The organism is Kitasatospora sp. NPDC056273 (assembly GCF_042268845.1).
Lineage (GTDB): Bacteria > Actinomycetota > Actinomycetes > Streptomycetales > Streptomycetaceae > Kitasatospora.
Window position 1 is genome coordinate 17,078 of record NZ_JBHJSJ010000059.1, and the last position, 16,738, is coordinate 33,815.

Annotated in this window: 10 protein-coding genes; all 10 read right to left on the reverse strand. The window is 73.8% G+C overall.

Translation table 11 applies throughout. From position 1 onward, the window contains the following. Positions 1-70 precede the first annotated feature (70 nt). Positions 71-3,121 carry an EAL domain-containing protein gene (locus ACFCY1_RS34645; protein ID WP_375877169.1) on the reverse strand — a complete coding sequence of 1,017 codons (3,051 nt, stop codon included), beginning with the start codon at positions 3,119-3,121 and terminating at the stop codon, positions 71-73. Positions 3,122-3,729: 608 nt separating this feature from the next. Then, on the reverse strand, positions 3,730-6,795 hold the full coding sequence (locus ACFCY1_RS34650; protein WP_375877158.1) for an AAA family ATPase: 3,066 nt from the start codon (positions 6,793-6,795) through the stop codon (positions 3,730-3,732). A gap of 152 nt (positions 6,796-6,947) precedes the next feature. After that, positions 6,948-7,106 (reverse strand): hypothetical protein, encoded by a 159-nt coding sequence (locus ACFCY1_RS34655; protein WP_158077676.1) that lies wholly within the window; start codon positions 7,104-7,106, stop codon positions 6,948-6,950. Between the two features lie 249 nt (positions 7,107-7,355). Further along, positions 7,356-8,861 (reverse strand): Asp-tRNA(Asn)/Glu-tRNA(Gln) amidotransferase subunit GatB, encoded by a 1,506-nt coding sequence (gene gatB, locus ACFCY1_RS34660; protein WP_375877159.1) that lies wholly within the window; start codon positions 8,859-8,861, stop codon positions 7,356-7,358. An 83-nt stretch (positions 8,862-8,944) separates the two neighbouring features. Next, complete coding sequence (locus tag ACFCY1_RS34665; RefSeq protein WP_049657770.1) at positions 8,945-9,202, reverse strand: hypothetical protein; 258 nt, start codon at positions 9,200-9,202, stop codon at positions 8,945-8,947. Continuing rightward, complete coding sequence (gene gatA, locus ACFCY1_RS34670) at positions 9,199-10,692, reverse strand: Asp-tRNA(Asn)/Glu-tRNA(Gln) amidotransferase subunit GatA (protein ID WP_375877160.1); 1,494 nt, start codon at positions 10,690-10,692, stop codon at positions 9,199-9,201. The genes ACFCY1_RS34665 and gatA overlap by 4 nt, the downstream gene beginning before the upstream one ends. A 5-nt stretch (positions 10,693-10,697) precedes the next feature. Further along, positions 10,698-10,994, reverse strand: a complete 297-nt coding sequence (gene gatC, locus ACFCY1_RS34675; protein ID WP_049657766.1) for an Asp-tRNA(Asn)/Glu-tRNA(Gln) amidotransferase subunit GatC — start codon at positions 10,992-10,994, stop codon at positions 10,698-10,700. 273 nt (positions 10,995-11,267) lie between these two features. Beyond that, a complete protein-coding gene (locus ACFCY1_RS34680) occupies positions 11,268-13,067 on the reverse strand; it encodes a bifunctional diguanylate cyclase/phosphodiesterase (RefSeq protein ID WP_079271897.1) in 1,800 nt (599 codons plus the stop codon). A gap of 322 nt (positions 13,068-13,389) precedes the next feature. After that, a complete protein-coding gene (gene ligA, locus ACFCY1_RS34685; RefSeq protein ID WP_375877161.1) occupies positions 13,390-15,678 on the reverse strand; it encodes an NAD-dependent DNA ligase LigA in 2,289 nt (762 codons plus the stop codon). A gap of 19 nt (positions 15,679-15,697) precedes the next feature. Continuing rightward, positions 15,698-16,708, reverse strand: a complete 1,011-nt coding sequence (locus ACFCY1_RS34690; protein ID WP_234348454.1) for a methionine synthase — start codon at positions 16,706-16,708, stop codon at positions 15,698-15,700. Between the last annotated feature and the right edge of the window lie 30 nt (positions 16,709-16,738).

Here is a 16,738-nt window from a genome sequence, read left to right on the forward strand (position 1 = left end):
CGACGCGCCCGCCAAGTACGAGAATTCGGGTGCGCATGGCAACGACCTTCCTCCCGTGCGGGGCGGCGTGTCAAGCAGGTGGGACGACCGTCTCGCCATGCGGACCACCCGGCGGGCCAGTAACGGCACGGTGTTCGGGCAGGTCAGAGCCGCCATGGTGATGTGCGCCACGCCCCGGCGCGGCGTCCGTCCGGCCGCTGCCGCGGCCACTCGTCCGGGTGTCCTCGGGGACGGGCGGGCGGGTGTCGGCGGGCGGGTACGGACGGCGGGCCGACAGCGGTCCGGCCGGGCCCGCCGGGGTGGACACCGGGCCCGGCGGCGTGGCCAGCGGGCCCGGCGGCGTGGCCAGCGGGCCCGGCGGCGTGGCCAGGGGGCCGGTCGGGGTGGGCAGCGGGTAGCCGCGGCGGGCCAGCGCCCGGCGCAGCCGGGGCTCGTCCAACGGCGGGGCGAAGGCCGAACCCTGGGCCTGCCCGCAGCCCAGCTCCCGCAGCGCGGCGACCTGGCGGGGCAGGTCCACCCCCTCGGCGGCGGTGGTCATCCCGAGGTCGCGGCCGAGCCGCAGCGCGTGCCCGGCGAGGGTGCGGCTGAGCGGGGACTCGCCGAGGTCCTGGACGAGCGTGCGGTCCAGCTTGAGCCCGTCCAGCGGCAGCCGGGCGAGCGCGCCGAGCGAGCCGCCGCCCGCGCCGTACCCGGCCAGCCAGGTGGAGACGCCGAGCCCGCGCAGGGCGGAGAGCCGGCGGCCGAGTTCGTCGGCGAGCGAGTCCGGGCCCATCCGGGCCACCTCGATGACCAGTTCGTCAGCGGGCAGCCCGCTGTCGCGCAGCGCCGAGGCCACCGTCTCGTACAGGCCGGGCGAGCAGAGCCGCTCCACCGAGAGCCGGACGGCCACCGGGACGGGCTCCGGCGTGCCGCGGCCCCTGCCGCCGGGCAGGCCGCGCCGCTCGACGGCCGCGCTGACCGCCTCCAGGACCAGCCAGCGGGAGAACCGCGTGGCCGCGTCGCCGTGCTCGGCCGAGCGCAGGAACTCGGCCGGGGTGAGCAGCAGGCCGCCCACCGAACGCCAGCGGGCCTGCGCCTCGACGCCGGTCACCGCGCCGCTGCCGAGGTCCACCACGGGCTGGTGGAGCAGGGTGAAGCCGCCCTCCCGGACGGCCAGCCGCAGCCGCTCCTCCAGCTCCGTGCGGCGCTCCAGGTCGGCCCGCATCGCGGGGGTGTAGAGCACCACCCGGCCCTTGCCCTCGGACTTGGCCCGGTACATCGCCAGGTCGGCGTTGCGCATCAGCTCGTCGGCCGCGGTTCTGGGGTCGGCCGCCGGGCCGCGTTCGGGGGTGCCGAAGGCGATGCCGATGCTGGCGGCGACGCCGAGTTCGGCGCCGCCGATCCAGTACGGCTCGGAGAGGGCGAGGCGCAGCCGCTCGGCCAGCTCCTGGACCTGGAGGCGGCCGAGCGGGCCGCAGACCAGCGCGGCGAACTCGTCGCCGCCGAACCGGGCGACGGTGTCCCCGCAGCGGACGGCGCTCTGCAGCCGGCGGGCCGCCTGCACCAGCAGTTCGTCGCCGACCTGGTGCCCGGCGGTGTCGTTGACCGCCTTGAAGCCGTCCAGGTCGATGAAGAGCACCGCGATCCCGGCGCCCGTCCCGCCCTGCTGGCCGCGGGCGCCGAGGGCGGCCCGCAGCCGCTGGGTGAACAGCGCCCGGTTGGGCAGGTCGGTGAGCGGGTCGTGGAAGGCGTTGTGCTGCAACTGGGCCTGGAGCATGACGCGTTCGGTGACGTCCCGGCTGTTGAGCAGCAGGCCGTCGCGGTGTCTGCTGACGGTCGACTCGACGTACAGCCACTCGCCGGCGCCGGAGCTGATCCGGCACTCGACCCGGGCGGAGGGCTCGGCGGTGCCGGGGCTGCGGTGGGTGGTGAGCCGGACCCTGGCGAGGTAGCGGCGGACCTCGGAGAGCACCCGGCCGACGTCCTCGGGGTGGACCAGGTCCAGCAGGTTGCCGCCGACCAGCTCCTCCGGGTCCCGCCCGTAGACGCCGAGCGCGGCCGGGGAGACGTAGGAGAGCACGCCGTTGGCGCCGGCGATCATGATGACGTCGCTGGAGCCCTGCACCAGCGAGCGGAAGTGCGCCTCCTTGTGGGCGAGTTCCTGCGCCAGCGACAGGTTGTCGAGCAGCATGACGCCCTGCCGGAGGATCAGCGCCAGCCCGACGGTGCAGGCCGCCGCGGCCACCACACGGTCCAACTCCCGTCCGCCGAGGGCGTTGTAGAGAATGCCCGCGGTGCAGACCGCGGCGGCCGCGTACGGGGTCAGCGCGCTGAAGGTGGTCGCCACCCGGCGGTGCGGCAGGCCGCCGGCCGAGGGGTGGTCGCGCAGCGGACGGCGCCAGCGCGGCGACCACGGCGCCCAGCCCAGCAGCAGGCTGCCGGCGAACCAGCCGGCGTCCAGCAGTTCGCCCGAGTGGTAGCTGCTGCGCAGCTCCGGGGAGGTGAACAGGGCGTCGCAGGTGACGGTGACGGCGAGCGCCAGCATCGCGGTGTGCACCGCCGCCCGGTTGCCGTCCCGGCCGCCGAAGCGCAGCCCGACCACCAGGCTGACCAGCAGGATGTCCAGCACCGGGTAGGCCAGGTTGAGGGCCAGGCGCAGCGGTGAGCCGTCCTCGCCGGCCGCGATCCGGCCGAGCGCCAGGCTCCAGCTGAGGGTGAACAGCGAGCCGGCGATCAGCCAGCCGTCGAGCAGCAGGCAGAGCCAGCCGGCCGCCGTGCGCGGGTGCTGGGCGAGCACCAGGACGCCGGTGATGGCGAGCGGGGCGAACAGCAGGAAGGCGTACTCGGCGAGCGAGTCCCGGGGCAGCGGGGTGCGCACGACCAGCTCGTACCAGCCCCAGGTGCCGTTGCCGAAGGCGACCATGAGCGAGGAGAGGCCGAACAGCAGCCAGGCCGGGCGGGCGTGGCCGCCGACCGTGCAGCCGTACACCAGGCAGGACAGCGCGGCCGCCAGGGCCGCCGCGGCCAGCCCGAAGTCGCCCATGAAGACGGACAGTTGGTGCGATCCCCAGCCGGCGGCGGCGCCGGTGGCGTAGGCCACGCAGAGCGCGCCCAGGGCGAACCCGGGCAGCGTACGGCTCACCCCGGGCCGGTACAGCGGGCCGCGGCGGGCGGGTGCGGGCACGTCGGCGGCGGACGTGTCGGTGTGCGGTGCGTCCGGCCGTCCGGTTCCGGGCAGCACCGTTTCGGTGGAGCTCACTCGGCCTCTCCCCCTCCGGCCCGGGGCCTCGCGCCCCGGCCACGGGCCACCGGCCGCGCACCTGTCGGACGTACGCGGTGGCCTGGCGCCCCGTCAGGACGGTGGCCCAGGGGGTGGGCGGCCTGCCGGCCGCCGCACCGTACCGATGCTCCCAAAATGGACCCTACACCAATCCCGTCACTCAATGACACGCACACTCAACTTAGAGTAATGGCGAAAGGGTGGGGAAATGCCCCTGATTCCTACGGATCGGCCCGATTGGCGGCGGCGCGCGGGCAGGGGCTCACGCGGCGCGCACGGGAGCACGCGGCGGCGCCCGAACACCGGTGCCAGGGTGGACGATCCGTGCTGCCGGGGCGGACGGACAGCGGACCCGGACCGGCCGGGGCCGGTCCGGGTCCGTCGTGGCGCCCAGTTCAGTGGGGCCCTGCTCAGCGGGGCCCTGTCCAGTGGAGTCCTGTCCAGTGGAGTCCTGTTCAGCGGGGCCCTGTTCAGCGGCCCGAGGGGGCCAGGTCCTCCGGGAACAGCCGCAGCCGGTGCGCCAGTGCGGCCGCCTCGCCCCGGCCGCCGACCCCGAGCTTGCCGAGGATGTTGGAGACGTGCACGCTCGCGGTCTTCGGAGAGATGTACAACTCCTCGGCGATCTGCCGGTTGGTCCAGCCGCGCGCGAGCAGCCGGAGCACGTCCCGCTCCCGGGGGGTGAGGTTGAAGGAGTCCCCCGCGGCCTGGGCCGGCACCGCGGCCGTCCCCCCGCCCGCCCGGCCGGCCGTCCGCCCGGCCGGGGCGAGGCTCAGCCCGGCCCGCTCGGCCAGCGCGGCGATCTGCCCGCCGAGCAGCCGGTCGCCCCGGGCGGCCGCCAGTTCGGCCGCCTCGCGCAGCAGTTCGGCGGCGGCCTCACGCCGGCCGGCCTGCACCTCGGCCTCGCCGGCCCGCAGCAGGGCGAGCGCCAGCGGGAACGGCAGGCCGGTCGGCCGCAGCGCCTCGACGGCGGCGGCCCACCCCTGCGGGGTGTCCGCGCCCTCGGCGCGGGCCAGTTCGGCCTCCAGCAGCCGGGCCCAGCCGTGGTGCAGCGGTGCCCGGGGCCGCAGTGCGGCGGCGGCCGCGGCGATCGCGGCCAGCGCCCCGGCCCGGCCCGCCTCGGCCTGCGGCAGGCCCCGGCTGTCCGCCTCCACCGCGGCGGCCTCGGCCAGCAGCGGGTAGACGTCGGACTCGTGGCCGAGCCGGCCGTCCTCCTCCAGCGCGGCGAGCAGTTCGGCGCGGGCCTCCAGCGGCCGGCCGCCGAGCGCCGCGAGCCGCACCGCCAGCCGGCTGATCGGCACGCTGTGCTGGACCTGGCCGACCCGGTTGGCCGACCGGGCCTGCGCCAGCATCGTCCCCGCGGTGGCCAGGTCCCCCTTGAGCAGGGCGAGTTCGCCGCGCATCCGGTCCAGGAACTCGGCATGGGTGCCGGTCGGGCTGGCCGCCTCGTAGCCGACCAGCACCTCGGTGGCCTCCCGGGCCCGCCCGAGGTCGGCGAGCGCCTCGACCAGGTTGCCGGTCAGGATGGCGCCGATGTTGCGCAGCAGGCCGTTGCCGTTCGCGTACTCCAGGCCCTCCCGGGCCAGTCGGACCGCGTCCTCGGGGTGCCCGAGTCCGCGCTGCATGCTGGCCAGGTTGTTGATGCCGCGCAGCAGCAGGTCGGGCACGCCCAGCCGGCGGGCCCGTTCGACCGCCCCGGCGAGCTCGGCCAGCCCGCCCTCGGCGTCGCCCTGGACGTCGTAGCGCAGGCCGCCGAGGGTCATCCGGGCGTGCACCTCGACCGAGTGCGCGCCCACCTCCTCGGCGATCCGGATCGCCCGCTCGGCCAGCTCGATCGCCGCCGGGGTGGGCTTCTTGAGCATCGCCGTCCCGGCGCCGAGCGCGAGCACCTCGGCCTGGACCGCGGTCGGCGGCAGGTGCTCCACCAGCCGCAGCGCGTTCGCGATCTCCTCCTCGTCGCCGGAGCGGCGCAGACTGCCCAGCATCCGGGCCCGGTTGATCCGGAACCAGGCCGCGCGCACCGGGTGCTCGGCCTCGTCGACCAGCCGCAGCCCGCGCTTGGCCAGGCTCAGGCCGCGCTCGCGGTCGCCGCAGCGCCGGGCCGCGACCACCGCCTCGGCCAGCACGTCGACCAGCTGGATCCGGTCGCAGTCCCCGTCCGCGGTGCTGTGGTCGCAGGAGCCGGGCGGGTAGGTCTCGGCCCAGTCGTACGGGCGCAGGGTGTGCGCCAGCACCTCCTCGGAGACCAGGTCCCACAGCTCCAGGGCGCGTTCCAGCATGCCGAGCTGCTCGGCGAAGGCGTTGCGGCGGCGGGCCGCGCGGGCGGCGTCCAGGGCCGTCGGCAGGGCGCGGGCCGGATCGTGCGCGTGGTACCAGTAGTTGGCCAGCCGGGCGGCCAGCGCGTCACCGGGGACCAGCTGCGGCTGGGCCTCCACCGCGAGCGCGAACCTGCGGTTGATCCGGTGCCGTTCGCCGGGCAGCAGGTCGTCCGAGACCGCCTCGCGGACCAGCGCGTGGCGGAACCGGTAGCCCTCGCCCTCGCTGTCCGGGCGCAGGATGTTGGCGCCGACGGCCGCCCGCAGCGCCTCGATCAGCGCCTCCTCGTCGTCGTCCAGGACGGCGGCCAGCAGGGCGTGTTCGACGTGCGAGCCGCCCTCGGCGGCGATCCGCACCACCCGCTGGGCCTCCTCGTCCAGGCCCTCGACCCGTACCAGCAGGATGTCCCGCAGCGAGTCGGTCAGCCCGGCGCCGAAGCCGTCCTCGAAGGCGGTGGCCAGCTCCTCGACGAAGAACGGGTTCCCCTCCGAACGGCGGTGGATGCGGTCCACCAGCTGGCGGTCGGGGACGGTGGTGCCGAGGATGCCGGCCAGCTGGGCGGCCACCTCGCGGCGGTCGAACCTCGCCAGCTCCAGCCGCTGGACGGTGCGCAGCCGTTCGAGCTCGGCCAGGAAGGGGCGCAGCGGGTGCCGGCGGTGCAGGTCGTCGGTGCGGTAGGTGGCGACCAGCAGCACCCGGGAGCGGTGCAGGGTGCGCACCAGGAAGGCGAGCAGCTCGCGGGTGGAGCGGTCGGACCAGTGCAGGTCCTCGACGGCGAGGACGAGGGTACGCTCCGCGCCGAGCCGTTCGAACAACCTCGCGGTGTGCTCGAACAGCCGGGCCCGGCTGTACTCGTCGTTGGGTTCGCCGTCCACCTCGCCGAACTCGGAGAGCAGCAGGGCGAGATGGCTCTCGCTGCCGGCCGCGGCGGCCTCCAGTTCGGCGCCCAGCGAGCGGTGCAGCCGGCGCAGCGCGGCGGCCAGCGGCGCGTACGGCAGGCCCTCGGCGCCGACCTCCAGACAGCTGCCGAGCGAGGTGACCGCCCCCTGGGCGGCGGCCCGCTCCAGGAACTCCTCCAGCAGCCGGGTCTTGCCGACCCCCGCCTCGCCGCCGATCAGGACGGACTGCGGGCTGCCGGTGCCCGCGCGGCGCAGCGCGTCGGTCAGCTCGGTGATCTCGCTTCCGCGGCCGACGAAGACGGGGCTGACCGATGTGTGCTGCATGGAGGCGAGCATGCCATAGCCGGTGGGGCCCGGCCGAGGGGTTATCTCCCCTGGCGAACGGCTCGAAGGGCCCGAACGCCCGGAGGGGGAGACGCTCACTCGCAGCGTCTCCCCCTCCGGAGTTCCTTCGGCACCGTCGTGGTGCCGCACCGTCAGCATTCGGGCCGACGCACGGGGCGCCGCTGGAAGCGGGCGGCCACCGGGCGCTGCCGCAGGCGGCGGGCCTCCTTGGCCTCGCGCACCAGGCGCTCGTGCTCGGCGCGGGCCACGAGCTCGTGGGCCTGTTGCTGGAAGGTCTGGTACTCGATCATTTCCGGTTCCCCCTCGGGTTTTCCACTGCGTCCTGCTGACAGGTAAGAGCTTCCTCCGCCAGTGGGGGGTGCCGCATCGGGAGCCTGCCGCATCTTCCGGGGCCCGGATGCCTTAGATCGGGCGCAGATCGGGCGCCAGAAAAGGTTTAAGGCCCCGCCTCACCCAGATACATAGGTGAGGCGGGGCCTTAGGCCTTACTTAGAGGGCCTTAGATGCCTTAGACGCCTTAGGAAGGAAGGGCTGACGACCTAGGCTGCGCCCAGCCGCTCCAGGATCAGGTCCTTCACGCGGGCGGCGTCGGCCTGGCCGCGGGTGGCCTTCATGACCGCGCCGACCAGCGCGCCCACGGCCTGGACCTTGCCGTCGCGGATCTTGGCGGCGATCCCCTCGTTCTCGGCGATGGCCTGGTCGACGGCGGCACCCAGCGCGGAGTCGTCCGAGACCACGGCCAGGCCGCGCTTCTCGACGATCGCGTCCGGCTCGCCCTCGCCGGCCAGCACGGCCTCGATGACCTGGCGGGCCAGCTTGTCGTTCAGCTTGCCCTCGGCGACCAGCGCGGCGACCCGGGCGACCTGCGCCGGGGTGATCGGCTGCTCGCTCAGCTCGGTGCCGGTCTCGTTGGCGCGGCGCGCCAGCTCGCCCATCCACCACTTGCGAGCCTGGTCGGCCGGGGCACCGGCCGCGATGGTCTCCTGGATCGGGCCCACCGCACCGGCGTTGAGCACCGACTGCATGTCCTTGTCGGACAGGTCCCACTCGGCCTGGAGCCGGGCGCGGCGCACCCGCGGCAGCTCGGGCAGGGCGGCGCGCAGCTCCTCGACCCACGCGCGGGCGGGGGCCACCGGCACCAGGTCCGGCTCGGGGAAGTAGCGGTAGTCCTCGGCGTTGTCCTTGATCCGGCCCGAGGTGGTGGAGCCGTCCTCCTCGTGGAAGTGGCGGGTCTCCTGGACGATGGTGCCGCCGTCGGTCAGCACGGTGGCGTGGCGCTGGATCTCGAACCGGGCGGCCCGCTCCACGCTGCGCAGCGAGTTGACGTTCTTGGTCTCCGAGCGGGTGCCGAAGGCCTCGGTGCCGTTCGGGCGCAGCGACAGGTTGACGTCGCAGCGCATCTGGCCCTTGTCCATCCGGGCCTCGGAGACGTCGAGCGAGCGGATCACCTCGCGCAGCTCGGCGACGTACGCCTTGGCGACCTCGGGGGCGCGCTCGCCGGCGCCCTCGATCGGCTTGGTGACGATCTCGATCAGCGGGATGCCGGCCCGGTTGTAGTCGAGCAGCGAGTGGGTGGCGCCGTGGATGCGGCCGGTGGCCCCGCCGACGTGGCTGGACTTGCCGGTGTCCTCCTCCATGTGGGCGCGCTCGATCTCCACCCGGAAGGTCGAGCCGTCCTCCAGCTGCACGTCGAGGTAGCCGTTGAAGGCGATCGGCTCGTCGTACTGCGAGGTCTGGAAGTTCTTGGGCATGTCCGGGTAGAAGTAGTTCTTCCGCGCGAACCGGCACCACTCGGCGATCTCGCAGTTCAGCGCCAGGCCGATCTTGACCGCCGACTCCACGCCGACCGCGTTGACCACCGGCAGCGAGCCCGGCAGGCCCAGGCAGGTCGGGCAGGTCTGGCTGTTCGGCTCGGCACCCAGCTCGGTCGAGCAACCGCAGAACATCTTGGTCTTGGTACCCAGCTCGACGTGGACCTCAAGGCCCATCACCGGGTCGTACGACGCGAGAGCGTCCTCGTAGGAGACCAGGTTCATGACGCTCACAGCGTCCCTTCTCACTTGAAGCTTGGGAGGTACGGGCCCGGCCGCCGCGTCGCGCGGGGCCGGGCCTGGGCGCTTGACTCAGCTCAGCCCAGCAGCACGTCGTCGGAGCCCAGCTGACGCAGCTCGCGCACCAGCAGGGCGGTGCCGGTGACCAGCGCGGCCGCGCCGACCAGGGCGTTGACCAGCTTGAGGGTGTCGCTCTCCTCGCGGGCCTTGCGGACGTCCTTGACGACGGAGATCGCGCCGAACGCGCTGGTGCCGATGGACAGCCACAGGCCGGGCTTGGAGTGCTTGAAGCCCTTCAGCGAGCCGGAGCCCTTGGCCTTCTCGATCTTGCTCACAGTGCCGGTGCCTCCTCCAGCAGGGTGTGCCCCCACTTGTCGTTGAGTGCGGCCTCGACGGCGCCGCCCACGCGGTACAGGCGGTCGTCCGCCATCGCGGGTGCGATGATCTGGAGGCCGACCGGGAGATTGTCCTCCGGGGCCAGGCCGACCGGCAGCGACATGGCCGCGTTGCCCGCCAGGTTCGACGGAATCGTGCACAGGTCGGCCAGGTACATCGCCATCGGGTCGTCGGCGCGCTCGCCGATCGGGAAGGCGGTGGTCGGCGTGGTCGGCGAGACCAGGACGTCCACGCCCGCGAAGGCCGCGTCGAAGTCGCGCGAGATGAGCGTGCGGACCTTCTGGGCCGAGCCGTAGTAGGCGTCGTAGTAGCCCGAGGACAGCGCGTAGGTGCCCAGGATGATGCGGCGCTTGACCTCGGGGCCGAAGCCGGCCTCGCGGGTCAGGGCGGTGACCTCCTCGGCCGAGCGGCTGCCGTCGTCGCCGACCCGCAGGCCGTAGCGCATCGCGTCGAAGCGGGCCAGGTTGGAGGAGCACTCGCTGGGCGCGATCAGGTAGTACGCCGGCAGCGCCAGGGTGAACGACGGGCAGGAGACCTCGACGACCTCGGCGCCCAGCTCGCGCAGCAGCTCCACCGACTCGTCGAAGCGCTGCATCACGCCGGCCTGGTAGCCCTCGCCGGCGAACTCCTTGACGACGCCGATCCGCATGCCGCGGATGTCGCGCATCTTGGCGGCCTCGACGACGGCCGGGACGGGCGCGTCGATCGAGGTGGAGTCCAGCGGGTCGTGGCCGGCGATGGCCTCGTGCAGCAGGGCCGCGTCCAGCACGGTGCGGGCGCACGGGCCGCCTTGGTCCAGGCTGCTGGAGAAGGCGACCAGGCCGTAGCGGGACACCGAGCCGTAGGTCGGCTTGACGCCGACGGTGCCGGTGACGGCGCCGGGCTGGCGGATCGAGCCGCCGGTGTCGGTGCCGATCGCCAGCGGGGCCTCGAAGGCGGCCAGCGCGGCGGCCGAACCGCCGCCGGAGCCGCCGGGGATGCGGGAGAGGTCCCACGGGTTGCCGGTCGCGCCGTACGCGGAGTTCTCGGTGGAGGAGCCCATCGCGAACTCGTCCATGTTGGTCTTGCCGAGGATGACCACGTCAGCGTCCTTGAGACGGCTGGTCAGCGTGGCGTCGTACGGCGGGATCCAGCCCTCGAGCATCTTCGAACCACAGGTGGTCGGGATGCCCTTGGTGGTGAAGACGTCCTTGAGCGCGAGCGGGACGCCGGCCAGCGGGCCCAGCTCCTCGCCCTTGGCGCGCTTGTCGTCCACGGCCTTGGCCGCGGCCAGCGCGCCCTCGGTGTCGACGTGCAGGAAGGCGTTGACCTTCTTGTCGACGGCTCCGATGCGGTCCAGGTGGGCCTGCGCGACCTCGACGGCGGACACCTCGCCCTTGGCGATGGCGCTCGCGGTCTCGGCGGCGGTGTAGCGGATCAGCTCGGTCATATCGGTCAGTCCTCCCCGAGGATCTGCGGCACACGGAAACGCTGCTCCTCGGAGGCGGGGGCGCCGGACAGCGCCTGCTCCGGGGTGAGCGACGGCCGCACCTCGTCCGCGCGCATGACGTTGGTCAGCGGCAGCGGGTGGGAGGTCGGCGGGACGTCCTGTCCGGCGACCTCGGAAACGCGGGCGACCGCGCCGATGATCACGTCGAGCTGCTCGGCGAAGTGGTCCAGCTCTTCGGGCTTCAGCTCAAGACGCGACAGCCGGGCGAGGTGGGCGACCTCCTCGCGCGTGATGCCAGGCATGCAGCGATCCTCAGGGTGAGTTCTGGTGAGACCCGGCGGTGCCTTGCGGGCGGAGCCGGGCCCGGGCAGGAGCAGCCGGGTTCGGCGCTCCGTCCTCGTGGTCTTTGGACCCCATCCTATGGGGCCCGTCCCCTACCCCGGCCAACGAGTGATCCGCGGCGGCCGTCGCCGACACCTGTCACGCGGGTCGCCGACACCTGTCGCGGCCGTCGCCGGTACCCGTCACGGCCCGACGGCGGCTCCCGTCGCGGCCCGGCGGCGGCGTCCGGCGGGCTACTGCGGCCGGGTGCGGGCCCAGCCCTGCGGCTTGATCTCCCGGTGCGCGGCCTGCACCACCTGGGCCACCGGCGGCAGCGTGGGCGGGATGACCGGCGGCCGGACCGGCGGGAGCGTCGTCGGCGGCAGTGCCGGCGGCCTGGCCGCCGGGCCGATCGGCTTGGCGCCCTGGGCCGGCTGGAAGCCGGCGTGCAGCTGGGGCGGCAGGCCGAGCCGCTCCACCGGCGGGGCGCCGGTGCGGTGCACCCGCAGCCAGGCGGTGGCCTGCTCGGCCGGCAGCGCGGCCGACACCAGCCAGCCCTGGACTGCGTCCACGCCCATGCAGTGCAGCCGCTCCCAGGTCTCGTCGTCCTCGACGCCCTCGGCGACCACGGTCAGGCCCAGCGAGTGGGCGAGCTCCACCGAGCAGCGGACCACCGCCGCGTCGTGGTCGTCGGCGACCATCCGGGAGACGAAGGAGCGGTCGATCTTCAGCTCGCCGACCGGCAGGCTGCGCAGCCGCACCAGCGAGGAGTGCCCGGTGCCGAAGTCGTCCAGGGACATCCCGACGCCGTAGCCGCGCAGTTCGGCCAGGGTGTCGGCGGCCCGCCGGGAGTCGTCCAGCAGCAGCCGCTCGGTGATCTCCAGCTGGAGCGCGTGGGCCGGCACCTGGTGGCGGACGAGGTGGCCGGCCACCCGCTGGGCGAAGCCGGGGTTGAGCACGTCGCGCGGCGAGACGTTGACCGCGACCTGCACCTGGAGGCCCTGCTCGCGCCAGTAGGCGAGCTGGCCGACGGCCGCCTCCAGCACGTAGTCGGTGAGCCGCGGCATCAGGCCGCTGGACTCGGCGAGCCCGACGAACTCGTCCGGCGAGACCTTCCCCTGGCCGGGCCGCTCCCAGCGCAGCAGCGCCTCCAGGCCGACCACCCGGCCGTCGAAGGCCACCTTCGGCTGGTAGTGCAGCTGCACCTCACCGGTCTCCAGCGCCCGGCGCAGGTCCCCCAACAGCCCGATCCGGTACGGCGTGTCGGCGTCCTGGGTCTCGTCGTACTGGGCGACGCCGCAGCAGCCGCGCTGGGCGTGGCCCATCGCGACGTCGGCCCGGCGCAGCAGCGACTCGGCGTCCTGGGCGTGCTGCGGGTAGACGCAGACGCCGCCGCTGGCCTCCAGGACGAGCAGCAGCCCGTCCAGCCGGATCGGGGCGGCCAGTTCGGCGATCAGCGCCTTGGCGACCCGCTCCAGGCTGTCCGGGCAGTTGATGCCGGGCAGCAGGACGGCGAACTCGTCGCCGCCCATCCGGGCCACCATCGGGCGGCCGCGGCGGTAGTGCCGGGGCAGGCCGGCGAAGACGTCGTCGATGGACTCCCGGGTGGCGCTGCCGGCCGGGCCGCCGGAGCGCAGGGCCCGGTGCAGCCGGCGGGCGATGTGAACCAGCAGCCGGTCGCCGGCCGTATGACCGAGTGTGTCGTTGAGCGATCGGAAGCGATCGAGGTCGAGCAGGATGAGACCGACGCTGTACCCCTGCTCACACTCCGCAATCGCCTCCTGGGCGGCCAGCAGCAGGGCCTGACGGTTCGGCAGATCCGTCAGCGGGTCGGTCAGTTGGTCGCGGGCGCGGTCCCGGGCGATCCGCCAGGCCGCCACCAGCACCGCCAGGGGCACGGCGAACAGCGGCAGCAACTCGGGTTCGTACCGGTAGACCAGGACGGCCAGCGGGATGAGCGGCGCGGCTCCGGCCAGCAGCACGCCGAGCAGCAGGACCGCACCCGCCACCCCCTGCGGCGGGCGTGTGGGCGCACCGCCGGTCGTACGATCCATAAGCCCTGTCCTCCGTCGGGCCCGCCCCGTCAGGCCGCCTTACGGTGAGGCACCGTGCCGGTACCGACAGCTGCCGGGCATGGAGCGACCCCGTGGAACTCCGGTCCAGCCGGCGCCCCCACCCCTGCTGACACTCTGTTGCGCTCCAGGGTATGCCGGGGTCCACCCGGTGGGCAGACTTTCGGACAACCGGAAACGCGCCACCGCGCCCGGGTGCCGCACAGTGACACAATGCCCGCTTTCACGGTGCGGCACCCGGTGACGTTGCATCAGGACGATAACAACACCGATCCGGTCATCAGCCGATCGGGGCGGCTCCGGATCAGTCCTCGACGGGCTCCCCCGCCGCCTCTCCGGCCTCCTCGGGCTCCGGAAGCCCCAGGTGGGCACGGGCGGCGGACGGTCCGTCGGCGAGCAGGACGGTGAACCCGGCGTCGTCCAGGACCGGCAGGCCGAGCTGAACAGCCTTGTCGTACTTGGACCCTGGATTGTCACCAGCGACCACAAAATCGGTCTTTTTCGAAACCGAACCGGTCACCTTCGCTCCGCGCGAGGTCAGCGCCTCCTTGGCGCCGTCCCGGGTGTGGCCGGCCAGCGTGCCCGTCACCACCACGGTCAGCCCCTCCAGCGGGCGCTCCGCCTCCTCCTCGTCCGCGAACTCCTCGGTGAAGCGGACGCCGTCCGCCTCCCAGTTCCGGAGGACCTCCTTGTGCCACTCCTCCGCGTACCACTCCTGGATCGAGCGGGCGATCGTCGGACCGACCCCCTCGACGGCCGCCAGCTGCTCCTCGCTCGCCTCGAAGATCTTCGTCAGGTCGCGGAACTCCCGGGCCAGCGCCTGCGCGGCGACCGGGCCGACGTGCCGGATCGACAGGCCGTTGACGAACCGCCACAGCGGCCGCTGCTTCGCCGCCTCCAGGTTGTCGATCAGGGCCTGCAGCGACTTCTTCGGCTCGCCCTTGGTGGTGGCGAAGAAGAAGACCTCCTTCTCCTTGCCCGTCTTGTCGTCCAGCTTCGGCATGCCCGTCTTCGGGTCCCGGACCAGCACCTTGATCGGCAGCAGCTTCTCCCGCGTCAGCCGGAAGATGTCGGCCTCGTTGCGCACCGGCGCCTCGGCCGGCTCCAGCGGCTGGGTCAGCGCGGTGGCCGCGACGTAGCCCAGCCCCTCCACGTCCAGGCACTGCCGCCCGCCGAGGAAGGCGATCCGCTCCCGGATCTGGGCCGGGCAGCGCTCCGCGTTCGGGCAGCGCAGATCGATGTCCCCCTCGGCCATCGGCCGCAGCTCACTGCCGCACTCCGGGCAGTGCGAGGGCATCACGAAGGCCTGCTCGGTGCCCTCCCGCAGGTCGTACACCGGGCCGAGGATCTCCGGGATGACGTCGCCCGCCTTGCGCAGCACCACGGTGTCCCCGAGCAGCACGTCCTTGGCCTTGACGATCTCCTGGTTGTGCAGCGTCGCGTACTGCACCATCGAGCCGGCCACCTTCACCGGCTCGGCCAGCACCGCGTACGGGGTGGCCCGGCCGGTGCGGCCGATGCCGACCTTGATCTCCGCCAGCCGACCGGTGACCTCCTCCGGCGGGTACTTCCAGGCGATCGCCCAGCGCGGCGACTTGGAGGTGGCGCCGAGCCGGCCCTGCAGGGCGATCTCGTCCACCTTCACCACGACGCCGTCGATCTCGTGCTCGACCGAGTGCCGCTGCTCGCCGAAGTGCTTGATGAACGCCCGCACCTCGGCGAGCGTCCCCACCACCCTGTTGTGCCGGGCCGTGGGCAGGCCCCAGTCGTGCAGCAGCCGGTAGGCGTGCGACTGGTTGTCGATGTCGAAGCCGACCCGGGCGCCGATGCCGTGCACCACCATGTGCAGCGGGCGGGAGGCGGTGACGTGCGGGTCCTTCTGGCGCAGCGAACCGGCGGCGGCGTTGCGGGGGTTCATGAACAGCCGGATCATCGCCCGGGGCCGCTTGCCCTCCCTGGCGCGCTCCTCGTTCTCCTGCCGGCGCCGCTCGTTCTCCTCCGCGAAGGAGGCGTTGAGCGCGTCGAACTCCTCCGTCGGGAAGTAGACCTCGCCGCGGATCTCCACCAGCTCCGGGACGTTCTCGCCCTTGAGCCGGTGCGGGATCTCCTTGATGGTGCGGACGTTCGCGGTGATGTCCTCGCCGACCCGGCCGTCGCCGCGCGTCGCCGCCTGCGTCAACTGCCCGTTCTCGTAGGTGAGGTTGACGGCCAGGCCGTCCACCTTCAGCTCGCACAGGTAGTGGTAGTCGATGCCGTGCAGCTCGGTGGCGACCCGCTCCGCCCAGGCCGCCAGCTCCTCGTCGTCCATCGCGTTGTCCAGGCTGAGCAGCCGCTCACGGTGCTCGACCTCGGCGAACAGCACGGTGGGGGCCCCGCCGACCCGCTGCGTCGGCGAGTCCGGGGTGACCAGGGCCGGGTGCTCGGCCTCGATCCCCTCCAGCTCCCGCATCAGCACGTCGAACTCGGCGTCGCTGACGACCGGCGCGTCCTGCTCGTAGTACCGGGCCCGGTGGTCGGTGATCTCCGCCGCCAGCTCGGCGTGCCGCCTGCGCACCTCCGCCGGGACGTCCTCCCAGCCCTCGACAGCCGTCACCGCAAGCCCTCCTACGTTCTCATTCCGGGTTGTCCACCAGGCTCTGTGCCGCCCGCGCCGCGGACGACAGCGCCCTGCGCGCGTACGCCGGGGAGGCCCCGGCCAGCCCGCAGGTCGGCGTCACCAGCACGCGACGGCCCAGCAGCTCCGGGGCGAACCCGAGCCTGCGCCACAAGGTCCTGACACCCTGGACACTACCGGCAGGGTCGGACACTGCCTGGTCAGTGGCGGGGACGACACCAGCGAGGATCATCGTGCCGCCCTCCACCGCCTCGCCGAGATCGTCGTCCTGGCGCTCGGTGAGGAGGGAGAAGTCCAGCGAGATCCCGGCGACCCCGGCCCGGCGCAGCAGCGGGACCGGGACGTCCGGCGCGCAGGAGTGCACGACGACCGGCGCGTCCAGGCCCCCGACCACCTCGCGCAGCACCTCCTCGGCGACCTGCCGGTCGACCGAGCGCAGCCGCTGGAAACCGCTCGCGGTCTTCACCGACCCCGACAGCACGGCCGGCAGCGAGGGCTCGTCGAGCTGGAGGACCACCTCCGCGCCGGGCACCCGCCTGCGGACGTCCGCGAGGTGGCGGCGCAGGCCCTCGGTCAGCGAGCCGGCGATGTCCCGGCAGGCACCGGGGTCGGAGAGCGCCTTCTCCCCGTGCTTGAGCTCGATGCTCGCCGCCAGCGTCCAGGGGCCGACGGCCTGGACCTTGACCGCCCCCTGGTAGCCCTGGGTGAACTCCTCCAGCGCGTCCAGGTCCTCGCCGAGCCAGGAATGGGCGCGCCGGGTGTCCCGGCCCGGACGGTCGGTGAACCGCCAGCCACTCGGCTCGGTCTGCGCGAACAGCTCGACCAGCAGGCCGGCGCCGCGGCCGATCATGTCCGCGCCCGGCCCGCGCGCGGGCAGCTCGGGCAGGAACGGCAGGTGCTCCAGTGCCCCGGTGGAGGTCTTGGCGGCCTCCCGGGCGTCGGTACCGGGCAGCGAACCGACACCGGTGGCGGCGCCACGCAGGTCGGGGAAGGGATGTGGGGTGCTCACCCGCCCGAGCCTACTCAGCCGGACGGCCCC